Annotated in this window: 20 protein-coding genes and 1 riboswitch; of the genes, 10 read left to right on the forward strand and 10 right to left on the reverse strand. The window is 70.1% G+C overall.

Features of this window, described 5'->3' with window-relative positions; all coding sequences use genetic code 11:
• The first annotated feature begins 61 nt into the window (after positions 1-61).
• Positions 62-826, forward strand: coding sequence for a DUF1992 domain-containing protein (locus NVV32_RS03575; protein WP_422391415.1), 765 nt, complete (start codon positions 62-64; stop codon positions 824-826).
• Positions 827-839: 13 nt separating this feature from the next.
• Here NVV32_RS03575 and opgC read toward each other — a convergent pair whose 3' ends face one another.
• Both opgC and NVV32_RS03585 read right to left on the reverse strand, forming a co-directional pair.
• Positions 840-3449 carry an OpgC domain-containing protein gene (gene opgC / locus NVV32_RS03580; protein ID WP_422391416.1) on the reverse strand — a complete coding sequence of 870 codons (2610 nt, stop codon included), beginning with the start codon at positions 3447-3449 and terminating at the stop codon, positions 840-842.
• Positions 3446-5518 carry a glycosyltransferase gene (locus NVV32_RS03585; RefSeq protein WP_082471399.1) on the reverse strand — a complete coding sequence of 691 codons (2073 nt, stop codon included), beginning with the start codon at positions 5516-5518 and terminating at the stop codon, positions 3446-3448. The genes opgC and NVV32_RS03585 overlap by 4 nt, the downstream gene beginning before the upstream one ends.
• 274 nt (positions 5519-5792) lie before the next feature.
• Positions 5793-5867, forward strand: a riboswitch (cyclic di-GMP riboswitch).
• Between the two features lie 15 nt (positions 5868-5882).
• Between NVV32_RS03585 and NVV32_RS03590 the strand changes: the two genes are divergently transcribed.
• Complete coding sequence (locus tag NVV32_RS03590; RefSeq protein WP_422391417.1) at positions 5883-7235, forward strand: hypothetical protein; 1353 nt, start codon at positions 5883-5885, stop codon at positions 7233-7235.
• A gap of 50 nt (positions 7236-7285) precedes the next feature.
• Here the strand turns inward: NVV32_RS03590 and NVV32_RS03595 are convergent, their stop codons facing one another.
• The 3 genes from NVV32_RS03595 to NVV32_RS03605 form a co-directional block, all read right to left on the reverse strand.
• A complete protein-coding gene (locus NVV32_RS03595; protein WP_055769880.1) occupies positions 7286-7969 on the reverse strand; it encodes an NADPH-dependent F420 reductase in 684 nt (227 codons plus the stop codon).
• Positions 7970-8048: 79 nt separating this feature from the next.
• Positions 8049-8801 carry a response regulator gene (locus NVV32_RS03600; protein WP_422391418.1) on the reverse strand — a complete coding sequence of 251 codons (753 nt, stop codon included), beginning with the start codon at positions 8799-8801 and terminating at the stop codon, positions 8049-8051.
• A complete protein-coding gene (locus NVV32_RS03605) occupies positions 8798-10390 on the reverse strand; it encodes an ATP-binding protein (RefSeq protein ID WP_422391419.1) in 1593 nt (530 codons plus the stop codon). Before NVV32_RS03605 ends, NVV32_RS03600 begins: the two co-directional genes overlap by 4 nt.
• A gap of 218 nt (positions 10391-10608) precedes the next feature.
• Here NVV32_RS03605 and NVV32_RS03610 point away from each other — a divergent pair, with 218 nt between their 5' ends.
• The 5 genes from NVV32_RS03610 to NVV32_RS03630 all read left to right on the forward strand — a co-directional run bounded on the left by NVV32_RS03610 (position 10609) and on the right by NVV32_RS03630 (position 15023).
• Entirely contained in the window at positions 10609-11616 is a 1008-nt protein-coding gene (locus NVV32_RS03610; protein ID WP_055769886.1) for a Bug family tripartite tricarboxylate transporter substrate binding protein, read from the forward strand.
• Positions 11617-11619: 3 nt separating this feature from the next.
• Entirely contained in the window at positions 11620-12162 is a 543-nt protein-coding gene (locus tag NVV32_RS03615; protein WP_055769887.1) for a tripartite tricarboxylate transporter TctB family protein, read from the forward strand.
• A complete protein-coding gene (locus tag NVV32_RS03620) occupies positions 12155-13774 on the forward strand; it encodes a tripartite tricarboxylate transporter permease (protein WP_082471400.1) in 1620 nt (539 codons plus the stop codon). Before NVV32_RS03615 ends, NVV32_RS03620 begins: the two co-directional genes overlap by 8 nt.
• Entirely contained in the window at positions 13771-14166 is a 396-nt protein-coding gene (locus tag NVV32_RS03625) for a universal stress protein (protein ID WP_422391420.1), read from the forward strand. The genes NVV32_RS03620 and NVV32_RS03625 overlap by 4 nt, the downstream gene beginning before the upstream one ends.
• Positions 14167-14426: 260 nt before the next feature.
• Complete coding sequence (locus NVV32_RS03630; protein WP_082471401.1) at positions 14427-15023, forward strand: GAF domain-containing protein; 597 nt, start codon at positions 14427-14429, stop codon at positions 15021-15023.
• Between the two features lie 18 nt (positions 15024-15041).
• Here NVV32_RS03630 and NVV32_RS03635 read toward each other — a convergent pair whose 3' ends face one another.
• Complete coding sequence (locus NVV32_RS03635) at positions 15042-15458, reverse strand: VOC family protein (RefSeq protein WP_055769893.1); 417 nt, start codon at positions 15456-15458, stop codon at positions 15042-15044.
• Positions 15459-15566: 108 nt separating this feature from the next.
• Here NVV32_RS03635 and NVV32_RS03640 point away from each other — a divergent pair, with 108 nt between their 5' ends.
• Positions 15567-16586 carry an LLM class flavin-dependent oxidoreductase gene (locus NVV32_RS03640; protein ID WP_422391421.1) on the forward strand — a complete coding sequence of 340 codons (1020 nt, stop codon included), beginning with the start codon at positions 15567-15569 and terminating at the stop codon, positions 16584-16586.
• Between the two features lie 12 nt (positions 16587-16598).
• Here the strand turns inward: NVV32_RS03640 and NVV32_RS03645 are convergent, their stop codons facing one another.
• Both NVV32_RS03645 and NVV32_RS03650 read right to left on the reverse strand, forming a co-directional pair.
• Entirely contained in the window at positions 16599-17222 is a 624-nt protein-coding gene (locus NVV32_RS03645; protein ID WP_422391422.1) for a sigma factor-like helix-turn-helix DNA-binding protein, read from the reverse strand.
• Entirely contained in the window at positions 17219-17506 is a 288-nt protein-coding gene (locus NVV32_RS03650) for a hypothetical protein (RefSeq protein ID WP_422391423.1), read from the reverse strand. Before NVV32_RS03650 ends, NVV32_RS03645 begins: the two co-directional genes overlap by 4 nt.
• A 411-nt stretch (positions 17507-17917) precedes the next feature.
• On the opposite strand from NVV32_RS03650, the gene NVV32_RS03655 reads away from it, so the two are divergent.
• Positions 17918-18838, forward strand: a complete 921-nt coding sequence (locus NVV32_RS03655) for an alpha/beta hydrolase family protein (RefSeq protein WP_422391424.1) — start codon at positions 17918-17920, stop codon at positions 18836-18838.
• 79 nt (positions 18839-18917) lie between these two features.
• On the opposite strand, the gene NVV32_RS03660 is transcribed toward NVV32_RS03655, so the two are convergent.
• On the reverse strand, positions 18918-19637 hold the full coding sequence (locus NVV32_RS03660; protein WP_422391425.1) for a GAF and ANTAR domain-containing protein: 720 nt from the start codon (positions 19635-19637) through the stop codon (positions 18918-18920).
• 240 nt (positions 19638-19877) lie between these two features.
• On the opposite strand from NVV32_RS03660, the gene NVV32_RS03665 reads away from it, so the two are divergent.
• Positions 19878-20618, forward strand: coding sequence for a GAF and ANTAR domain-containing protein (locus NVV32_RS03665; protein WP_422391426.1), 741 nt, complete (start codon positions 19878-19880; stop codon positions 20616-20618).
• A 96-nt stretch (positions 20619-20714) separates the two neighbouring features.
• On the opposite strand, the gene NVV32_RS03670 is transcribed toward NVV32_RS03665, so the two are convergent.
• Positions 20715-21425 (reverse strand): GAF and ANTAR domain-containing protein, encoded by a 711-nt coding sequence (locus NVV32_RS03670; protein ID WP_422391427.1) that lies wholly within the window; start codon positions 21423-21425, stop codon positions 20715-20717.
• Positions 21426-21518 lie beyond the last annotated feature (93 nt).

Below are 21518 nucleotides of genomic sequence, written 5' to 3' on the forward strand. Positions count from 1 at the left end.
GCGGGCTGCCGGATCCGCTCCGCCGGGCTCGACGCGCCACGTCCGGCTGCCGGATCGCGGGATGGCTGCCGGGCTGATGCGCCTGCCGGGCGTACACCCTCGGAGGGCAGGACGCTCGTCTGCGGGCACGGTTGCACAGCGTGCGGCGTCCTCGGAATACTGGGATGCCAGGCACGACGGCGGACCGACGCGGGAGGGCAGCGGCATCAGCAGGTCGAACGAGCACGAGGAGCGCCTGCGCAAGGCCGCCCAGTACCGCGCCGCGCACGAGGGCGGCGACGCCGCGGACGCCATGGCCGAACTCGACCGCCAGCACGACGACGGCGGTTCCGCGGACAGCGGGATGGCGCCCCTGCGCCAGGGTGAGGACGAGGTCAGACGGGCCCGGCTGATCGTGGACCGCGCGATCGCCCGCGGCGAGTTCGACAACCTGGCGCTCGCCGGCAAGCCCATCCCCGGGCTGGGGGAGGCCCATGACCCGGACTGGTGGGTCAAGAGCCTCATCCAGCGGGAGAACATCACGGGGCTCGGACCGCGGGCCATCCTGCTCCGTACCGAGGACGCCGAGCTCGACGACCGCCTGGACCGCCAGTACACCGAGAAGCAGGTGCGGGACATCCTCGAGGACTTCAACGACCGCGTCGTGGACGCGAGACGCCAGCTGCTCGGCGGTCCGCCCGTCATCACCGGACTCCGCGACGTCGACGCCGAGGTGGAGCGCTGGCGTGCGCGCCGGGACGCCGCCCGCCGCGCCGCCGAGGCAGCCGCTCCGCCCGAGCCCCGGAGGACGTCCTTCTGGCGGAGGGTGTGGCGCGGCTCGACCTAGGCCGGAGCCGGTATCAGTTGGGGATGACCGAGAACAGGACCTTCTTCTTCACCATGGCCCAGATGATCAGGGTGACCACGGCGTGGATGACCAGGCCCTGCCAGAAGCTGGTGCGGTCCAGTCCGGGCAGGTTCCCGACCGCGAGCACGAAGAACACGTGGACGATGAACACGTACAGGCTGGACTGCCCGAGCGGGATGTAGAGCCAGCCGAAGGCCCTGTTCAGCGGCTTCCAGAAGGAGGTCAGGATGGCGTGCGCCGCCACGACGAAGAACGCCAGGTCGATCAGGCGCCCCGGCTGCATGAAGACGCGGACGTACCCGGCGTCGTACAGGCTCTCGTAGAAGCCGGCGGGGATGAACGGGAGCTGCAGGCGGAACGTCGAATCGAGCCAGAGCAGGCCGAGGCCGAGTGCGTAGAGGCCGAGCAGCGTGCCGATGAGGAGCTTGCCCCAGCTCCGGCTCAGCGTGTCGATGATGCGGCGGCGGTAGAAGCCGATCACGATGCCGTGCACGAAGATCACCTGCCAGGTCAGCAGCGGGAACACGTCCTGGAACTGCGAGTCGAGCACACGGACGTGGACGATGCTGTCCAGCACGTACAGGGCCCAGCTGACCAGGAGCAGCAGCCACCACAGCTTCCTGCGCAGCAGCTCGACGAGCAGCGGTACCGAGAGGGTCAGCACCACGAACAGTCCCATGATGTTGAACGTCCACGGCCCCATGCTGAGCAGCAGCAGGTCCTGGATGGCATAGCCGGGCGGTGGGTAGTCGAAGAGGCGTGCCGCGTTCGGGTAGAGGTCGTAGACCCGCCCGACGGCGCCCTCCCCGGTGTCCCCCGTCCCGCGGTCGGTGAAGGTGGTGATCACGGAGGCGTCGATGAACGGCACGAGCGAGAGCAGGTAGACGGCGATCACGACGCCGAGGGCGGTGAGGTAGAGGCGCAGGGCGCGCTTCATGTTGCCCTTGAGGGCGGGCATCGGACCGAGCTTCCGGACGGCGATGGGATAGACCATCCCCATCACGACGCCGGAGAGCAGCACGAACAGCTCGGCCCCGGTGATCGCGCCGACGATGTTGAGCGCCACGAAGGACCACGGCCCCGCCACCTCGATGTGCGTGACGACGACGGCGGTGATGATCCAGCCGCGCAGCAGGTCCAGGCGCATGTCCCGCGGGTTCTGCTCGTTCGGGTAGCGCCACTGCGGCACGACCTTCCGGGCCAGGCCCGCGAGGAGCACCAGTAGGAACAGCCCGACGACGGAGGCCACCAACCAGCTCATCGCCGTGTTGGTCGAGGCCCCGGACTGCCAGACCTGCGACGTCGACTCGTTGGCGTCCTCCTGCCGGATGACGTCGGTGACGGGTCCCAGGCGGAGGTCCGCGGAGATGCCGAGCGTGTCCGTGAGCGCCGCCGTCGCCCCGTCCTCGACGCCCAGGCGCCAGTCGACGATGTGGCCCTCGGCCTCCGGTTCGGGCCTGGACGCCTCGAGCCAGGCGACCATCCCGAGCTCGGGGTACTCCGCGGCGATCGTGGGATCGAACAGCTGGTCCAGCCAGGCGGCCTTGATGTCGGCCTCGGGCGCACTGTCGGCGTCCTCGGGATCGAAGAGGGCCGCGGTCTGCACCAGGAACCGCTTGTCCTTCCCGGCGGCGTACACCTTGGCGAAGTCGATCGTCGGGGCACCGGGTGCGATGCCGTAGGTGCCGGCGAGCTGGTCGGCGAACTTGTCCGGCTCGGGGAGCACGGAGGTCTCGATGGCCCCGGAGTACTCGCGGGTGCCGTCGGCACTCGTCGTCGGGCCCTGCTCGTAGCTCCCGAAGTGGTACATCGACAGGCCCACCCAGTCCACAACGTCGTCGCCCGGGTAGTACGGGGCGTACGGGTCGTCGCCGCCGTCGATCAGGCCGTTGCCGTTCGTGTCGAGGGCGGTGACCGAGCCGGCCTCGAGCCCCTCGACGGCCCCGTACGCCTCGGTGAACGGGTAGCCGGCGGCGTAGGACGGTGCCCAGACCAGGGCGGCACCCGGTACGCGCCCGTGCACGGCGCCCGCCACGGCCCGGAAGGCGTCGACGTAGGCGTCCGGCTGCTGGCCCCAGCTGTGCCAGGTGCCGTTCATCTCGGGTGCGAAGCGGAGGAAGAAGGAGGTGCGGAACTCGTCGCCGATGCGCGCGAGCGTGTCCGCGAGGAGCTCGGCGTCCGCCGTGGTCAGTTCCTCGAGCGGCCTCGAGGGTTCGAGCGTCACGACGGCGAGCGCACCGAGCGGTGCGTCCTGGCGGGCGAGATCTGCGAGGTCCCGCTCGGCCTCGGCGTCAAGCGGATAGGCCACGGGCCGGCTGAAGAACGACGGCGTGATGCCGGTGCGGTCGGCGTAGGCGCGGGCGTTGTCGGCGGACCAGTCGAGCTCCGGGCCGAAGTACCGCCCCTTCGCGAGGCCGGTCGGGTCCTCGACCGGGAGCTGCTCGGCCCCCGCGCTGATGGTGGCATCCACCGTGGCGGCGGGCTGGTTCCCGGCCAGGGCGTGGGCAGGGGTGCCACCGCCGAGGATCCCGGTCACCAGGACCAGGAGGAGGACCAGGGCCCGCAGGCCGGCGGCTGTCGCCGTGGTCACCGTCGCGCTCACGCCTTCGCGTCCTGCCGGGCCTTCGCCTCCGCGATGTCCGCCTGGTAGTGCTCGTATCCGCGGTAGCGGACGGCCTCGATGATGACGCTGAAGATCACCAGGTCGAAGACGACCCAGACGATGTTCACCGAGGTGCCGAGGATGTCGGCCTGTCCCACGAGCATGCGGACGACGCCGATGATCACGGCGGCGACCAGCAGGCCCATCGCCCACAGCTGGGGTCTCACGAGGTCCCAGCGGAGCTGGTGGTCCTGCTGCAGGGTCTTCGGCGTGACGGCGAAGTCCAGGCTCCGGCCGAGGTAGACGTTGCCGAACGCCGAGGTGATGGACCGGATCCAGATGGGGAACAGGGCGAGCGAGTACTGCTGCCCGCGCCACGTCTTCACGCCCTTCCCGACGACGGCGAACAGCAGCTGGTTGACCAGCAGGAACGGGATCAGGCGGATGAAGAACTCCGTGCTGATGGAGCTGACGGGGAGGATGCCGAAGATCAGGTAGATGATCGGCGCGGCGATGTAGATGATCGCGGCGAAGCCCGAGAGGTAGCTCCACATGGTCGCCCCGTACATCAGTTTCTGGGCGATCGTGAGGCCCTTCTGCGCGAAGGGGTTCTCGCGGAACAGTACCTGGATGGTGCCCTGCGCCCAGCGCAGGCGCTGGGTGAGCATGGAGTTCAGGTCCTCGGGCGCCAGTCCGTCGGCGAGTTTCTCGTGGTGGTAGGCCGTCTCCCACTTGAGGGAGTGCAGGCGCATGCACGTGGCCATGTCCTCCGTGACGGAGATGGTGGCCATGGGCATCACGGCCTGCGCCTCGCCGCCGCGGTCCGCGTTGACCGACTCGATGAGCACCCGGACGGCGTCGATCGCGGCGAGGGGCGACCAGGAGCGCTGGGCCAGCTGGTCGAGCGCGGCGTCGTCGACGACGGCGAGCCCGGGCGTGCTGATGGAGGCGTCCTGCAGTCCCTCCTCCAGCCCGATGATGTCGAGGTCCGCGAGGGAGGCGAGGTCCTCGTGGAAGGCGGCGATGTCCGCGGCGACGAGCCCGCGGGTCACGGCCTGCATGCGCTGCTGGAACTCGTAGGTGACCTCGGAGATGCCGTGGCCCTTCCCGAGGCGCCGGCGCACGCGCCGGATGTCCTTCGCCACGAGGTCGAGGGCTTCCTCGACCCGCTCGGAGTCGGGGCCCAGGCCTTTCTTGGCCTTGGCGATGACCTTGTCCGAGGTCTTCAGCGCCTTGTGGAGGGCCAGTTCGATCTCCGTCACGTACCGCGTGACGCCGAGCTGCATGAGGGCCTCGCGGCGGATGATCGCGTTGGACCCGCAGAAGAACGCCGCGTTCCAGCCGTCCTTGCCCTGCTGGATGGGTCCATAGAACAGGGGGGCCTGGCTGCCCAGGGGATCGGAGTCCGGGACGTTGACGAAGACCTGCGGCGTCTGGACCAGGGCCATCTTCTCGTTGGTGAAGTAGCCGAGCGTCCTGTCGAGGATGAGCGGATCCGGGATCTGGTCGGCGTCCAGGATCACGAGGAATTCCCCGTCCGTGGACATCAGGGCGTTGTTGAGGTTGCCGGCCTTCGCGTGGCGCGGCATGTCCTTCCAGTCGGCGGAGCGCGTGATCCAGCCGATGCCCTCCGCCTCGGCTGCTGCGCGCACCTCGGCGCGGTTGCCGTCGTCGAGGATCCACGTCCGGTGCGGGTAGCGGATGGCCTTGGCGGCGCGCGCCGTGGTGAGGACGAGGTCCAGCGGCTCGTTGTAGGTGGTGATGAAGACGTCCACGGTGAGGCCCTCGGGTGCCTCGGGCGGCGTGCGCTTCTTCAGCCTCCACACCGTGAAGCCGAACAGCAGGGAGTCGATCAGCGAGTAGGTCTCCGCGAGGATCAGCGGGATGGCGATCCACCAGGCGTCCCAGTTGATGGAGAAGAGCCACCGCCACGCGATGTAGTTGATGCCGAGCACCGCGGTGACCAGCACGATCGCCCGGACGAGGAGCGTCCTGCCCTTCGGGAGGTCGTCGCTCGCGGCGCGGCGCCGGGTGCGCGCGGACAGCCCGGTCGTCGGAGTGTTCCCCATGCTTCTGTGCTCTCCATCTGCTGCGCACGCGCTGAGGCGCGTCGCTTCGGTGACTTGTGTGCGCCGGGCCGGCCGCACTGAGACGCTCACCGGGCCACGAGGGACCGTGCAGCATGCACCAAAGGTACCCGAGCGTGCTCCTGCTGCCACGTCGGGCATGGACTTGCGGCAATGCTGGGCACAATCTGCGCCGGCGCGTGGTTCCGGCCGCATGCCGGTGCGGGAGGATTGAACGGTCGGCAGCGCGAGCGTCGGCACCGCCGGGGCAGCCGCCCGGTGAGAAGGGCAAACCCGGTGCGAGCCGGAGACGCAAAGCCACGGGGCCCCAGGGGTCAGCCGGGCTACCGAACCAGAAGGCCTGTGCATGCTCCGTCGTCCAGCACTCCGTTCCGCCCTCAGCGGGGTCCTCGCGGCCCTCCTGCTCGCCGTCTCCGTGCCCACGCCGGTCGTCGCCGCGGACACGACCCCGATGGCTGCCGTTCCCGGTCCCGTGGGTGATTTCGCCTGGAAGGGCCTCAATTGGGAGAAGCGCTGGTGGAGCGGCGCACCGAACTACAACAAGCAGTTCGACCCCGCCAACGTCAGCAGCCCTGACGCCGACGGCCACGTGACCATGACGCTCTCGAATCCGACCGGCGCGGCCACCATCGGGGCCGAGTTCAACACGACCCGCCACGGTTTCGGCTACGGCACCTACAGCACCACCATCGAGAAGGACCTCACCACGCTCCAGAAGGAGGTGGTGTGGGGATGCCTGTTCACCTACGACCCCGCCGTCGCCCCGGGCTACAACGAGATGGACCTTTGCGAGGCCAGTTCATGGGGCGGTGGCAGCAACTACGGCCAGGTGTGGCCCATCACGCAGGGGCACGGCTACTGGTTCGACGCGAGCAAGGGACCCGGGGTCGGCAACGACACGGCGATCTTCGGCGTCACGGACCACCCGATCCTCACGCATCGCCTGGTGTGGGAGCCGGACAGGCTGACGTTCGAGACCTTCGCGGGGGAGGGCTACGGCGGCCCCCTGCTCAAGCGCACCGTGATGCAGGGCCCGAACGTCCCCGAGCCGGCCCGGGAGACCATCCACTTCAACCTCTGGGTGACCGACGGCGGGGGAGGGGATCCCGCGGCAGTGAAACCGGAGAAGGTGGTGGTGAGGGACTTCTCGTTCACGCCGGCGCCGGTGACGGCTCCCACCCCGTCGCCGACCGCTCCTGCGCCGTCGCCGTCCGCAAGCCCGTCGGCGACCCCGACGAAGCCGGCGCCGTCGCCGTCCGCGAGCCCGACAGCCGCACCGACGAGGCCGGCCCCGTCGCCGTCCGCGAGCCCGACAGCCGCACCGACGAGGCCGGCGCCGTCGCCGTCCGCGAGCCCGACACTTGCTCCGACGAAGCCGGCGCCGTCGCCGTCCGCGAGCCCGACACTTGCTCCGACGAAGCCGGCCCCGTCGCCGACCCCGACGAAGCCGTTGCCGAAGCCGACCGTCCAGCCCAAGGCCATCACGCTCGCGGCCAGGAACACCACGGCGCACCGCCTGTACGCGACGACGCTGACGTGGTCCCGGGCTCAGGGGTCCACGGTCACCCTGGTGGCGGACGGGAGCCGCCGCCCGGTCGTGAACTCGGGCCGGGTGGCGACCTCGTCGAAGTCACCCTCCGCGCGGTACCAGATCTGTGACGCGTCCCGCTGCTCACCGATCGTCCTCGGCGGGCGCTGACGCCACGGCCGACCAGGCGGTCGGCGACGGCTGACGGTCGGGCACCGGAGCTACATGTCGGCGTAGCGCCTGGCCTGCCCGAGTGCTTCGCGCATGGCGTCCGCGGAGAGCTGGGGCCCGTAGGCGGCCGTGTCCCGCTGGAAGCGCCAGCCCTCGGTGAGCGGTCCGGCATCGACGGTGTCGAAGCCGAACTCGTCGAGCAGCTCGGTGACGGCCTGCTTCGCGTCGGAATCGTCCCCGGCGATCGGCAGGGCGCGGCGGTCCGGTGTCCCCGCGGGCGTCCCGTCCGTCGTCAGCTGCGCGAAGTGGATGTTGTTGAAGACCTTCACCACGGAGGAACCGGGTAGGTGGCGCTGCACCAGCTCGCTCGTCGTCGTGCTCTCGTCGTCGAGCTCGGCGATGTGGCCGTCGCGCTCGGGGTAGTAGTTGCACGTGTCGATGACCAGCTTGCCGGCGAGTGGCTGCACGGGAACCGCGCCGATGTCCTTCAGCGGGATGGTGACGACGACGACGTCGCCCTGCGTCGCCGCGTCCTCCGCGGTGCCGGCGCGGGCTCCGTCACCGAGGTCCGCGACGAGGTCCTGAAGCGTCTCCGGACCACGGGAGTTGCTCATGATCACCTGGTAGCCGCGCTCCACGGCGAGGCGTGCCAGCTGCGAGCCGATGTTGCCGCTGCCGATGAAACCGATGGTGCTGCGGGGTGCGCCCGACGGTGCTGCCGTATTTTCTGTCATGTCCTGCACAACCCCCTCCAGCGGTGGATATTCCTGCCGGACGTCCTGCCCGGGGCAGCGACGACGCCGAGCCCGCAGGTCAGCCCTGCCCGCCGTCCGTCCACACGTAGAACTTCTCCGGCCGCCCTGCGGATCCGTACTGCGGCACGATGCGCGCCTGCCCGCGTGAGACCAGGAATTCCAGGTAGCGCCGGGCACTCACCCGGGCCATCCCGAGGCGGTCGGCCACATCCGACGCCGACGTCCCCCGGCCGTGCCCCCGGAGGTCCAGCATGACGGCGTCGAGCGTCGGCGCGGAGAGCCCTTTCGGGGTGACCAGCGTGGCCGTGCGGGCGGTGCCCGGGACCGCGCCGATCGGCGCCGTCGTGCGCAGGAGCTGATCGATCCGCCCCTGGTCGAGGGCAGAGGCACCCTGCGACGCATGCAAGTGGAGCTCGCGCCGGTACTCCACGTAGTGGTCCAGGCGCTGGTTGAGCACGGCGGCGCTGAACGGCTTCACGAGGTAGTGCAGCACGCCCCCCGCGACGGCGGCCCGCACGGTGTCGAGCTCCCGCGCCGCGGTGATGGCGATGACGTCGAGCGGCTCCCCGGGCCGGTTCCGCAGGGCGCGCAGCACGTCGATGCCCGTCATGTCGGGGAGGTGGATGTCGAGCAGGACGAGGCGGGGTCGCAGCAGCTCCGCGAGCTCCAGCGCGCGCGCACCCGTGTGGGCGGCGCCGACGACGTCGAAGGCGCCGTGCGCGAGCAGGAACCCCGTGTGGATGCCGGCCACCTCGTGGTCGTCGTCGACCACGAGCGTCGGGATCAGGGGTGCTGCGGGTGGGGTGCTCATGGCACCTGCAGGGTGGTGCGCGGGGCGTCGACGAGCGAGGGTGCCAGCCAGACGGTGAACTCCGCGCCGCCGAGCTCGGCGTCGTCCACCACCACGTGCCCCGACCGTCGCCGTGCGATGCGGTCGACGAGGGCGAGCCCGAAGCCCCGCGTCCCGGTGTGCCCGCCGTCCTTCGTGGAGTAGCCGGAGGAGAAGATGCCGTCGACGTCCCCGGGCGCCACACCCGGCCCGTTGTCAGCGACCTCGATCCGGACGGCGTCGGGCTCGGTGTGCAGGAGGACCGCGATGGCGCCGTCGGTCCGCCCGCTCCCCGTGACGGCCTCCATCGCGTTGTCGATCAGGATGCCGAGGACGGTGACGACGTCGGTGGTGCCGTCGGGCTCCAGCGTCGAGGTGTCGTCGATCGAGAGGGTGATGCCCTTCTCCGCGGCGATGGTGCTCTTGGTCATGAGCAGGCTCGCGGCGTCCGGGTCCTGGATGCCCGGCGCGATGGTGCCCGACACGAGGGAGCCGCCGTGCCCGGAGCGGGAGATGAAGTCGACCGCCTGGTCGGTGCGCCCGAGCTCGAGCAGACCGGAGATGGTGTGCATCCGGTTGGCGAACTCGTGCGCCTGCGCACGGAGGGCCTGTGTCACGTCGCGCTCGCCGTCGAGGTCGGTGAGCAGCTGGTAGAGCTCGGTGCGGTCGCGGAGAATCATGACGCGGCCCACGCGCGTGCCGTCCACGAGGGCGTCCGAGGTACGGGCGAGCAGCACGCGCTCGCCGGACAGGACGGTCTCGTCGGTGTCCGCGGGGTCGGTCAGGAGGCGGGCGAGGGCCGGCTCCATCACGTCCTCGGCGCGCAGCCCGGTAGCGGCGTCGTCGAGCCCCAGCAGCCGCTTGGCCTCGTCGTTCAGCAGGGCGATCCGGTGGTCCTCGTCGACCGCCACCATGCCCTCGCTGATGCCGTGGATCATGGCGTCCCGCGTCTCGAGGAGCGAGGCGATCTGCTCCGGCTCGAGACGGTAGATCCGCCGCCACACGAGCCGGGAGATCCAGATGGCGCCGGCGGATCCGACGAGGGCCGCGACGATCAGCCAGGCCAGCAGGCGGGGCAGGTCCTCGTACAGGTCGGCGTCGAGCTCGGACTCCAGCGTGCCCACCGACGCCGTGCCGATGATCTCGCCGCCGTCACCGTAGATGGGGACCTTGACGCGCCAGGACTTGCCGAGCGTGCCGGTCTGGGTCCCGACGAAGGTGTCACCGGAGAGGGGGATGGAGGGGTCGGTGGACACGAGCTGCCCGATGAGCTCGGGGTTGGGGTGCGAGTACCGGATCCCGTCGGCATCCGTGACCACCACGTAGGTCACCCCGGTGGACTGGCGGATGAGATCGGCGATCGGCTGGATGGCGGCGCTGGGGTCGGGCTGGTCGAAGGCCTCCACGACGGACGGCAGCTGCGCCACGGACTGCGCGACGCCGACCATGCGGTCCTCGTACTGCTCGCGGATCTGGAGACGCTGCATGGCGACGGCAGTGGACCCGGCGACGGCGACGATGACGAGCACGATGGTCAGCTGCAGGAAGAACAGCTGAGATCGAAGCGACATCGTCCTGATCATCCTCACAGTGTGACACGCTGCGTCGCGTCACACCCGGGCCGCCCGGCCTCGTGGACCGACTCCCGTGACCACAAAGACCAATACGAGCACTACGACCGCATGCTTTACCGCTGCGCAGGGGCCTTCCTACCCTGAGGACAGCAGTGGTGATCCGCATCACATCTCCCGCTCGGCACGAGCAACCACATCTCAAGGAAAAGAACATCATGACGATCGATCGCACAACGGCGCGCCGTTCGACCCTCACCGCCCTGGCCCTCGCCTCCGCCCTCGCCCTCTCGGCCTGCAGCTCCATGACGGAGAGCACGACGGCGGGCGAGGAGAGCGGCGCCATCGAGAAGCTCAACATCGTGGTCCCCGCCGATCCCGGCGGAGGATGGGACCAGACGGGCCGTGCCATGGAGGCGGACCTCAAGGAGAACGACCTCGTGGGCAACGCCTCCGTGGTCAACGTCGGTGGTGCCGGTGGCACCAACGGCCTCGCGCAGCTCGCCACGGAGACGGATCCCAACACGCTGATGGTCATGGGCTACGTCATGGTCGGCGCGGTGGAGACCAACAACGCCGCCAACCGGATCGAGGACACCACGCCGATCGCCCGCCTGACCGAGGAGCCCCTCGTGATCGTGGTCCCCGCGGACTCGCCGTACCAGACCGTGCAGGACCTGCTCGACGACATCGAGTCCAAGGGCCAGGGCGTCTCCATCACGGGCGGCTCCGCCGGCGGAGCCGACCACATCCTCGCCGGGTCCGTGCTGAAGGAAGCGGGCATCACCCCCGACAACCTGAACTACATCCCGTACTCGGGCGGCGGCGAGTCCCTCGCGGCGCTCCTCGGCAACAAGGTGAACGCCGGGATCTCGGGTGTCGGTGAGTACGCGGAGCAGGTGAACGCAGGCAAGCTGCGCGCCCTCGCGGTCTCCGGCGAGGAAGCCGCCCCGCAGCTGCCCGACACCCCCACCCTCACCGAGGAGGGCATCGACCTGGTCCTCACCAACTGGCGCGGCGTCGTGGCCCCCGGGAACATCGACGACGCCCAGGCGGAGAAGCTGACGCAGCTGGTCACCGACCTCCACGAGACCGAGACCTGGACGGCCACGCTCGAGGAGAACAACTGGTCGGACGCCTTCCTCGCCGGCGAGGAGTTCCAGACCTTCCTCGACGAGGACATCACCAGCGTCAAGACGACCCTCACCGACATCGGGCTGCTCTAGGCCATGAGTACCTCCGTACAGAACGCCCCCGGGAGCGGCACGGCCGCCGCTCCCGGAGCGCCGGTCGGTGAGCTGGTCTTCGCGCTCATCATCGTGAGCATCGGCGTGGTCGGGTTCGTGGCGGGCGCCGGTATCCAGACCCCGCCGTCGGCCAGCGACATCGGCCCCCGTGCCTTCCCCTTCGCCGTCTCCGCCCTGCTCGTGGTGGTCGGAGCGGGCCTGGTGCTCCAGGTCCTGCGCGGCCACCGCGGTGCGGCCGACGAGGGCGAGGACGTGGACCTCGAGGCGAAGACCGACTGGCTGACGGTCGGCAAGCTCAGCGGGTTCGTCCTCCTGCACGCCTTCCTGATCGTGCCGCTCGGCTGGCCCGTCGCCGCCGCGCTCCTGTTCTTCGGTGCCGCCTGGTCGCTCGGAGCCCGCCCGTGGTGGCGCAACCTCATGACCGCGATCATCCTGGCGCTGGTGCTGCAGTTCGTCTTCGGCGGGCTGCTCGGTGTGTCCCTGCCGCCCGGCTTCCTGGAAGGGTTCGGTGTCTTCGGTGGATAACTTCTTCCTGCTCATGGAGGGCTTCGCCACGGCGATGCAGCCCATGTACCTCCTCTACGCGCTCGGCGGCGTCCTCGTCGGCACCGCCGTCGGCGTGCTGCCGGGTATCGGGCCGGCCATGACCGTGGCCCTGCTGATGCCGATCACCTACAGCCTGGAGCCGACGGCGGCGATCATCGTCTTCGCCGGCATCTACTACGGCGGGATGTACGGCGGCTCGACGACCTCCATCCTGCTCAACACCCCCGGGGAGTCGTCGTCGATCGTCACGGCGCTCGAGGGCAACAAGATGGCCAAGGCCGGCAGGGGAGCGGCAGCCCTGGCGACGGCGGCGGTCGGCTCCTTCGTGGCCGGCACCATCGCGACGGTGCTGCTGAGCTTCGTGGCCCCCTATGTCGCGGCCTTCGCCGTGCAGATCGGCCCCGTCGAGTACGTGGCCCTGATGGTCGTCGCCTTCCTCACGGTGGGCGCGCTGCTCGGGTCCTCGGTGCTGCGCGGACTCGCTTCCCTGGGGCTCGGCCTGTTCATCGCCCTCGTCGGGTTCGATGCGCTCACCGCCCAGCAGCGCTACACCTTCGGCAGCCCCTTCCTCGCGGACGGGATCGACGTCGTCCTCGTGGCGGTCGCGCTCTTCGCCGTCGGCGAGGCGCTCTACGTGGGCTCGCGCCTGCGCCACGGCCCGATCAAGATCATCCCGGTGACCGGCGGCTGGACCAGCTGGCTCCGCAAGGAGGATCTGCGCCGCTCGTGGAAGCCCTGGCTCCGCGGCACGGCGATCGGCTTCCCCGTCGGGACCATCCCCGCCGGCGGTGCGGACGTCGCGACCTTCCTGTCCTACGCCTCCGAGCGCAAGCTCGCGAAGGGGAAGAACAAGAAGGAGTTCGGCAAGGGCGCCATCGAGGGCGTCGCCGGTCCGGAGGCCGCCAACAACGCGGCAGCCGCAGGTGTGCTCGTGCCTCTCCTGACGCTCGGCATCCCGACCACGGCGACCGCCGCCATGATGCTGGTGGCGTTCCAGCGCTACCAGATCCCGGTGGGCCCGCAGCTCTTCGAGTCCAACAGCACGCTGGTCTGGGCGCTCATCGCGAGCCTCTACGTCGGCAACCTGATGCTCCTGGTGCTCAACCTGCCGCTGGTCGGCATCTGGGTCAAGATCCTCCAGATCCCGCGGCCCTACCTGTACTCGGGCATCCTGGTGTTCGCTGTGCTCGGTGCGTTCTCCGTGAACTTCACGCCGATCGACGTCATCATCCTGCTGATCGTCGGCATCCTCGGGTTCTTCATGCGCCGCTACGGCTACCCGATCGCGCCGATGGTGGTGGGACTCATCCTCGGGCCCATCTTCGAGAGCCAGCTGCGGCGCTCGCTCGCGATCTCGCAGGGTGATCCCGTGGCGCTGGTGCAGTCGCCGGTCGCGGCCACCATCTACGTGGTGCTCCTGGTGATCTTCGCGCTGTCCATGCTCCTGAAGCGCCGGCAGCGCCAGTTCGAGGCGATGGTGGCGGCGAACGCCGACGCCCCCGACGTCGTCCGTGGTTCCGCCACGGCACCCGAGACCGCCGTCGCTCCCGTGACGCGCGCATCCGACACCCGAGAGGACACCGACCGATGAGCAGCATCGTGGTGGGCTACGTGCCCAACGCCCTGGGCGAGGCCGCCGTCACGCAGGCGGTGGAGGAGGCGCGGCGTCGCGGCACCGAGCTCGTGGTGATCAACACCACCCGGGCGGACCGCCTCGTCAACCCGGCGTACGCGGATTCCGAGGACGTCTCCAAGCTCGAGGGCATGCTGAACGCCACGGGGGTGCCCTACTCGATCCGGCACAGCATCTCCGAGGCCACGGCGGCCGAGGAGGTGGTCGACGTGGCGGAGGAGATCGATGCGGAGCTGATCGTGATCGGACTGCGCCACCGGACACCGGTGGGCAAGCTGATCATGGGCTCGACGGCGCAGACGATCCTGCTCTCCGCCCGTTGCAACGTGCTCGCGGTCAAGCTGCCCTGACGCACTGCCCTGACGCACTGTCCTGACGCACGGACGGACGACGCCGGCCCCTCCTCGGAGGCGGCCGGCGTCCTGCTGTGGCGGGCATCACAGGTTCTCCACCGTGCGGATCGGGTGTCCGGCAACGACCTACCTGTAGCAGGACGGGCCCCATCCGCCCCCTCGGGGCCCGTCCTGTCTCCCACGCTTGTGCAAACGTTCGGTAAAGCTTTGGTCCGGAGGGCCCGAATGACGCCCTGGCTTGATGCGGAGCAGGCAGGATGAAGATATCCCTCCCCACTTGCGGGACCTGGTCTCACCCCATCGAGCGGATCCACCTTTTGCCCTTCTCCCCACCCCCCGGAGCGCCCGTCGCCCTGGACCCGTCCATCACCCTCCCCTCGCGGCGGGAGTCCGAGCGCCAGCGCCTGCGCTCCCTGCGCCGCACCGGGCTGCTCGACTCGCCGCAGGAGGAGCGGTTCGACCGCCTGACCCGCGATGCCCAGTCCTATTTCGGCGTGCAGACCGTGATCATCTCCTTCATCTCCGAGGACCGTCAGTTCCTGAAGTCCTTCGTCGGAGACCTGCCACGCACCATCCCCCGGGACCTCGCCCTCTGCGACACCACGATCAAGCAGGACGGACTCCTGCTGATCCCGGACATGCGGATCGACCCGCGGTTCAGCACCCACCCCTTCGTGGTCGGGGAGCCCTTCGCCCGCTTCTACGCGGGCATACCGCTGCGCGGTCCGAGCGGCTGGTTCGTGGGAAGCCTGTGCCTCGTCGACACGGAGCCCCGCCACCTCTGCGCCAGGGAGCGGGCGTATCTCGGCACGCTGGCGGACCTGGCCGAGATCGAGGTGAACGCGGGCGCCTGAAGCCCGGACCGCTACCCGTCAGGCCTGCGGAGCGAAGAGTTCGAGGGCGATGTTGTCCGGGTCCCGGAACTCGAGGATGCAGCCCGCGCCGATGTCCTTCACGCCGCCGTGCGCGATGCCCCGACCGTCGAGGAACGACGCGGCATCGTCGAGCACGGAGCGGTCGGCGACGGTGAAGGCGAGGTGGTCGAGCCCCACACGGTTCTCGCTGAAGCGGTCCTCGGCCACCGGCCGCAGGCCGAGCAGGGTGTCGCCGAGCTGGTAGATCACGCCGCCGTACAGGAACCCGAGCTGCTCCCGGGTCGCGTCGTCCGCGTCGTCGGGTACCTCGAAGGCCACGGGCAGCCCGAAGACGGCGTCGTAGAAGGCACGGGAAGCATCGATGTCGGTGACCGTGAGGCGGACGTGGGCGTAGGCCTTGATGGGGATCGTCATGATCGGAGTCTCGCATGCTCCGCCCGATGGATGCTCCCGCGTCCACCCACCGGACAGCGCGGCCGCCGGCACGGGAATGCGCGACGCCCGCGGTGCGCTTCACCGGGTATGAAAAAGATCGGGTTCCTGTCCTTCGGCCACTACCAGGACGTGCGCGGCTCGCTGGTCCCCACCCCGCAGGAGGCCCTCGTGCAGGCCGTGGAGCTGGCCGTGGCCGCCGAGGAGCTCGGCGTCGACGGCGCGTACATGCGTGTCCACCACTTCGCGCCGCAGTACTCGGCACCATTCCCGCTGCTCGCAGCCATGGCCGCGCGGACGAGGACCATCGAACTCGGCACGAGCGTGATCGACATGCGCTACGAGAATCCGCTGTACATGGCGGAGGAGGCGGCCGTCACCGACCTCATCAGCAACAGGCGCCTCCAGCTCGGCATCAGCCGCGGTTCCCCGGAGACCGCACTCGAGGGCTCCCGTGCCTTCGGCTACCAGCCGGAGGAGGGTGGCACCGACGCCGACCTCGCGCGGGACAAGGCAGCGCTGTTCCGCCGGGCCATCGCGGGCCACGGCATCGCCGAGCCCAATCCCCGGATGTCCGGCAGCACTGCGCGGCTGCCGGTGGACCCGCTCTCGCCCGGTCTGCCCGAGCGCATCTGGTGGGGGTCGGGTACCAGGGCCACGGCACAGTGGGCGGGTGAGCAGGGCATGAACCTGATGAGCTCCACCCTGCTCACCGAGGACACCGGGGTCCCCTTCGACGAACTGCAGGCCGAGCAGATCGACATTTTCCGGAAGGCCTGGGCCGGGGCAGGGCACGGCTGGACGCCGAGGGTCTCGGTCAGCCGGAGCATCCTGCCGATCGTCAGCGAGGCGGACGAGTACTACTTCGGCCTCCAGGCCCAGCGCGAGTCCCGTGACCAGGTGGGTATCCTCGACGGCGCCCGGTCCCGCTTCGGCCGCAGCTACATCGGCGCACCGGACGTCATCGCCGAACAGCTCGCCGCCGATGCCGCCGTGCAGTCCGCGGACACCCTGCTCGTCACCATCCCCAACCAGCTCGGTGTGGATTTCAATGCCGCCCTGCTGGGTAACATCGTGTCCCTCGTGGGGCCGGCGGCCGGCCTCCGCTGAGAGCCTCCGCGGTCAGCGGGGCTTCCGTGGGAGCACGGCGATCGACGGCGGGGACTCCGGGGGTCGTGCGACGTCCATCCCCTGGTGCAGCCGGGCGAGGGCGGTGCTGACCCGGAGGCGCAGGGTGGAGCGGTCGACACCCAGTTTCCTAGCCGCATCGGCATGGGTCAGGCCGCCGAAGTAGGCGAGTTCGAGCGCCTCCACCTGCTCGGGCGTCAGCAGGGACAGCGAGCGCCCGGCCGCCCCGGCGGCGATCGCGGGCAGCAGGGGCTGCTCGTGTCGGGCCCGGGCGCTCGGGGCTGCGGCCGCCCTGGCGCCGTCGACCGCGCAGCGATGGGTGAGGCTGACGAGCCAGCTCTCGGCCGAGCCCAGCGTGCGCCGGTAGGTGTGGGCGCCGACCCAGATACGGACGTAGATGTCCCGCGTGACCTCGGCGCTCGCTGCCTCGTCCGCGAGGATGCGGCGCACCAGCGCGTAGACGCTGCCGGCCGTCCGGCGGTACAGCTCCTCGAAGGCCCGCCGATTACCCGTCGCGACACGCTCGATCAGGGCACCGAGGTCCGGGCGGGGGAGCTGGACGCCGGTGGCGTCCCGGCCGGGGAAGGAGATCCGGACCCTGCGCACCGGCGGCGTCATTGCGCGAGGCCGGATCCGATCAGCCGCCCGCCCTCTCCTGGCCGGGACAGCCGGTCCACCTCACGCAGGGCATGGAGTTGCTCATCGCAGCGGTGGATGTCACCGACGGCCCGCGCGAGTTCCCAGGCGGCGCCGTCGCGCTCCTCCGCCCGGAAGGGATCGGCGAACACGTCCGCGCAGGCGCAGCGCAGCGAGAACATCGTCTCGAGCAACCGGGCGCGGGTGTCCTCGAGGAGCGTCAGCTGCTCGTGCTCGGCGGCGGGCAGGGCGTTGTCGAAGTACATGTGAGACCTCACCGGCGTCGACCGTGCCGGTCCTTCCAGCACGGAACGTGCTTCGATGCGGATGCGTGGACGCCGGGGCGCCTGTGCCCAGAGTAGGCAGGGCCTGCGCGAAGAGGACAGTCCGACGCTCCCGGCGGCGATTCCCGATGCCCAAGCGTTACCGACCGCCACCACCGCCACCGCCGACGCGACCGTTCCGGCGGGCAACATCCCACCGTCCCACGACTCCCGCCCGAAGACCAGAGCCCGGCGAATTCCCTTGCCGGGTGCGGAACGCGGTCCTACTCTCGGTCGGGGACGGAGCTCACCGGCGTCGCGCCGCAGGTGGGTTCCGGCAGGATCTTCGCTTCCACCCGGATGTTCCGGCGCTTCCCTGCGCCCGCCATCGACACCACCCACGAGGAGAACCCCTTGAGACCGACACGCCTCACCCGCGCCTCCGCCACGGCAATCGTCGTCACCTCCCTCCTGCTCGGTACCGCGCTCAGCGGATCCGCGGCTCCCTCCGTTCCGGCCGTGACGGCCGCCGTCGAGCCCGCGGGGGTGGTGGCGGCCAACCCCTACGAGCGCGGCCCGGCCCCGACCCGGGCGAGCATCGAGGCGTCCCGCGGAAGCTTCGCCACGGCGACCACCACGGTGTCCCGCACTGCTGCGCGCTCCTTCGGTGGCGGCACCATCTACTACCCGAGCACGACGACGGCGGGCACCTTCGGTGCCGTGGCGATCTCGCCCGGGTACACGGCGTCGCAGTCGAGCATCTCGTGGCTGGGGCCGCGCCTCGCGTCGCAGGGCTTCGTGGTCATCACCATCGACACCCTCTCCCGCTACGACCAGCCCTCCGAGCGGGGTGACCAGCTCAACGCGGCCCTCACCTACCTGACGCAGTCGAGTTCCGTACGCGACCGCATCGACCCGACGCGCCTCGCGGTCATGGGCCACTCGATGGGTGGCGGCGGCACGCTGGAGGCCGCGAAGGACAACCCGGCGCTCCAGGCCACCATCGGCATGACCCCGTACAACCTGGACAAGACGTGGCCCGAGGTGACGACCCCGAGCCTCATCATCGGCGCGCAGAACGACAGCGTGGCGCCCGTCGGCCGCCACGCCATCCCCTTCTACAACGGCCTCACGAACCTGTCCCGGAAGGCGTACGTGGAACTGCGCGGAGCATCGCACTACGCACCGAACACGAGCAACACCACCATCGCGGCGACAAGCATCTCCTGGCTCAAGAGGTTCGTCGACGACGACCTGCGGTACTCGCAGTTCCTCTGCCCGGCGCCCGGCACCAGCACGGCCGTCGCCGACTACCGGACACCCTGCGGGTACTGACGGCTCCCGATCCCGGCCGGCCGACCGGCAGGAGCGTCAGCAGGACCGCCCCCGCCACACGGCGGCGGCGGTCCTGCTGTCAGGCGACCGGTGTGCCGGAACCGCCCGTCAGCTCCAGCGCGATGTCCGCCACCGATCGCCGGCCCTCCTCGGCCCGGGTCACCAGTTCCCGGAAGGCCGACCGGTCGTCGATGCCGAGTTGTGCCATGAGGATGCCCTTGGCCATGCCGATGCGGTCCCGCAGCTGCAGGGCGGCGGAGAGCTCCGAACGGATCTGCTGCGGCGTCTCGGTCGTCTGGACATGGCTGAGCAGGGCGGCGGCCGGGACGGCGAAGCGCGTCAGGGCCCGCTCCGTGGTCTCGTCGAACGCGCCGGCGTCCGTGGAGTAGACCTTCATGGCCCCGATCGTCGTGCGGCCCTGGATGAGGGGCACGCTCTGGCACGAGCGGACCGACATCGCGGCGGCGGCTGCGGCCCAGCGGGCCCACCGCTGGTCCGGCGCCAGGGTGTCGTCCGTCCTCACAGGGCTCGAGGTGGACCAGGCACTGAGGCACGGCCCCTCGGAGAGTTCGTACTGCAGTTCGTCCGCGCGGCGGACCAGGGTGTCGGTGGCACCGGTGCTGGTGCGCTGTCCCTGATGGATGAGGGATACCCCAGCGCCGAACGCGCCCGGGATGAGGTCGCGGGCTGCTTCCGCGAGGAGGTCGATGGCGTGCTGCACCGTCTGTTCCGTGAGGAGGAGGCCGCGGACGCGGCCGAAGACGACGGCTAGTTCGTTGAGGTTGGGCTCTGAGTCCAAGGGAGACCTCGAAATGTCCTGACGCCGGATGTGCCGGCTCTCTTCGGCGCCCCCTGCTGGACAAGGATCAAGATAGCGATTCCGGGGGTGGTCAGGCAAATCCCGGGCGGCCCGACACGCGGTCCGGTCTAGCCCGGAAGGATCCCGCGTCGGTAGCATGGTCCGCAGTTGTTGAGCAGCCGGCAGCTTTGTTGTTCGTGGTGCCCGTGCCCGGGCGCCCGAATCATGAGGGGGTAGGCGATGGGGAACGACGTCGGAATCCGTCCGGAGACGGATCTGCAGGGCTTCCTGCAGGACCTCGTGGTCGTCAGTGCGGGTCTCGACGATTTCCTCGAAGGATTCGTGGAAGCGACGTCGGCCGCTTCCGGGTTCGGACCCCACGACACGACCACGAGCGTCGCACTCCTCAGACCGCGGGCCCATCCCCTCCTCGTCGGATCGACGAGAGATGCACGGCGTCTCGCGCGGCTCGAGGTCCACCTGCACGACGGGCCCTCCGTGCGGGCCGCCGCGAGCGGCCGCACCGTGGAGGTGCCGGACTTCTCCTTCGCCGGTGAGGATCCCCTCTTCGGATCCGCCGCGCTCCGTCATGGGGTGCGCTCGGCCTTCTCGACGCCGATCGCCGTCCAAGGGCCGGAACGGGCGGTGATCACGTCCTACTCATCGAGGCCCTCATGCTTCACCGACGAACACCGCTGCGCTGCGGAGCGACTGGCCGCCGCAGGCGCCACGTCCCTGGGGCTGGCGTTGCGGCTGGCCCGGCTGAGGGACCGCGCCGATCACCTCGCGGCCGCCATGGAGTCCCGCACCACCATCGATCTCGCCGCGGGGGTCCTGATGGCCCAGAACAGGTGCAGCCAGGAGGAGGCCATCGAGATCCTTCGTGCTGCCTCGAGTGCGCGGAACATGAAGCTCCGTGAGCTCGCCCGGAACGTGCTGACCAGTACGGTCGACGCCCCCGTCTCCACGCACTTCGACTGAATCCCCCTGCGTCCGGCCGCTGCGCTCCGCCGTCGGTTCGGCGGCGCACAGCCGGGGCGCGGAGTGGATCGGGGGCTGTTCAGGGGGTTCCGTCGGTCAGGGACGCTCCGTCGCCGACGCGACGACGCGCTCGGCGACCAGCCGCAGCTTGACGTTCCGGCTGCTCGATGCGCGCTGCAGGATGGCCAGGGCATCCGCCTGCGAGCACTTGTTCTGGAACATGATGATCCCGACGGCGGTGTTGATGGTCTGCCGCGAGGACAGTGCAGCCTCCAGGTCGTGCCGCTCGTCATCAGCGGATGCTGCGCGCACGGCGAAGCGCAGGGAGGAGGACGCGGCCTCGGCCAGCGCCTCCGCGGCCCTGATGCCCGCCGGGTCGAACGCGTCGACCCGGCTCGAGTAGAGGTTGAGTGCGGCCATGCCGCTGGTCTCGAGGGCGAACGAGACACCGAGGATGGAGCGGATGTGCCCGGAGTCGAGCCTTGCGAGATAGGCGGGCCAGCGCGAGTCCGTCGACGTGTCGCGGCAGTACACGGATGACTGCGTCTGGGCGGCCTGCAGGCACGGTCCCTTGTGGAACCGGTTCTGGAACTCGTCCGCACGGCGCGCCACGTCGTCACTCGCGGCCAGGGTCCCGGCCCTCTTCCGACGCACGAGCGTGATGGCGCAGGAGGCGTCGCCGGTGGAGGACAGGCGCTGCGCAGCCATCACCGCGAACTCGTCGAGGAACTCCTGGATGCCTGCGGTCTCTGTCAACAGCGCGAACAAATCGTCGTTGACGTCGCTCAGTACTTCCTGTTCGGTCACGGTTCCTTCCTGGCGTCGCGGGCCCATCTCGTCCGACACATCCTACGCCGCGCCTCCGGTTCGGGGCCCGGTCCCGGATCCCGTCGGCCGGCA

This window comes from Arthrobacter sp. N1 (assembly GCF_048288285.1).
Lineage (GTDB): Bacteria > Actinomycetota > Actinomycetes > Actinomycetales > Micrococcaceae > Arthrobacter_D.

Coding starts and splice junctions, on each gene's coding strand:
- NVV32_RS03600 (WP_422391418.1), bottom strand. CDS start 8,801: ATGAGCACCCCACCCGCAGCACCCCTGATCCCGACGCTCGTGGTCGAC.
- NVV32_RS03640 (WP_422391421.1), top strand. CDS start 15,567: ATGAAAAAGATCGGGTTCCTGTCCTTCGGCCACTACCAGGACGTGCGC.
- NVV32_RS03630 (WP_082471401.1), top strand. CDS start 14,427: ATGAAGATATCCCTCCCCACTTGCGGGACCTGGTCTCACCCCATCGAG.
- NVV32_RS03595 (WP_055769880.1), bottom strand. CDS start 7,969: ATGACAGAAAATACGGCAGCACCGTCGGGCGCACCCCGCAGCACCATC.
- NVV32_RS03615 (WP_055769887.1), top strand. CDS start 11,620: ATGAGTACCTCCGTACAGAACGCCCCCGGGAGCGGCACGGCCGCCGCT.
- NVV32_RS03605 (WP_422391419.1), bottom strand. CDS start 10,390: ATGTCGCTTCGATCTCAGCTGTTCTTCCTGCAGCTGACCATCGTGCTC.
- NVV32_RS03645 (WP_422391422.1), bottom strand. CDS start 17,222: ATGACGCCGCCGGTGCGCAGGGTCCGGATCTCCTTCCCCGGCCGGGAC.
- NVV32_RS03610 (WP_055769886.1), top strand. CDS start 10,609: ATGACGATCGATCGCACAACGGCGCGCCGTTCGACCCTCACCGCCCTG.
- NVV32_RS03585 (WP_082471399.1), bottom strand. CDS start 5,518: ATGGGGAACACTCCGACGACCGGGCTGTCCGCGCGCACCCGGCGCCGC.
- NVV32_RS03575 (WP_422391415.1), top strand. CDS start 62: ATGGCTGCCGGGCTGATGCGCCTGCCGGGCGTACACCCTCGGAGGGCA.
- NVV32_RS03635 (WP_055769893.1), bottom strand. CDS start 15,458: ATGACGATCCCCATCAAGGCCTACGCCCACGTCCGCCTCACGGTCACC.
- NVV32_RS03650 (WP_422391423.1), bottom strand. CDS start 17,506: ATGTACTTCGACAACGCCCTGCCCGCCGCCGAGCACGAGCAGCTGACG.
- NVV32_RS03625 (WP_422391420.1), top strand. CDS start 13,771: ATGAGCAGCATCGTGGTGGGCTACGTGCCCAACGCCCTGGGCGAGGCC.
- NVV32_RS03590 (WP_422391417.1), top strand. CDS start 5,883: ATGCTCCGTCGTCCAGCACTCCGTTCCGCCCTCAGCGGGGTCCTCGCG.
- NVV32_RS03665 (WP_422391426.1), top strand. CDS start 19,878: ATGGGGAACGACGTCGGAATCCGTCCGGAGACGGATCTGCAGGGCTTC.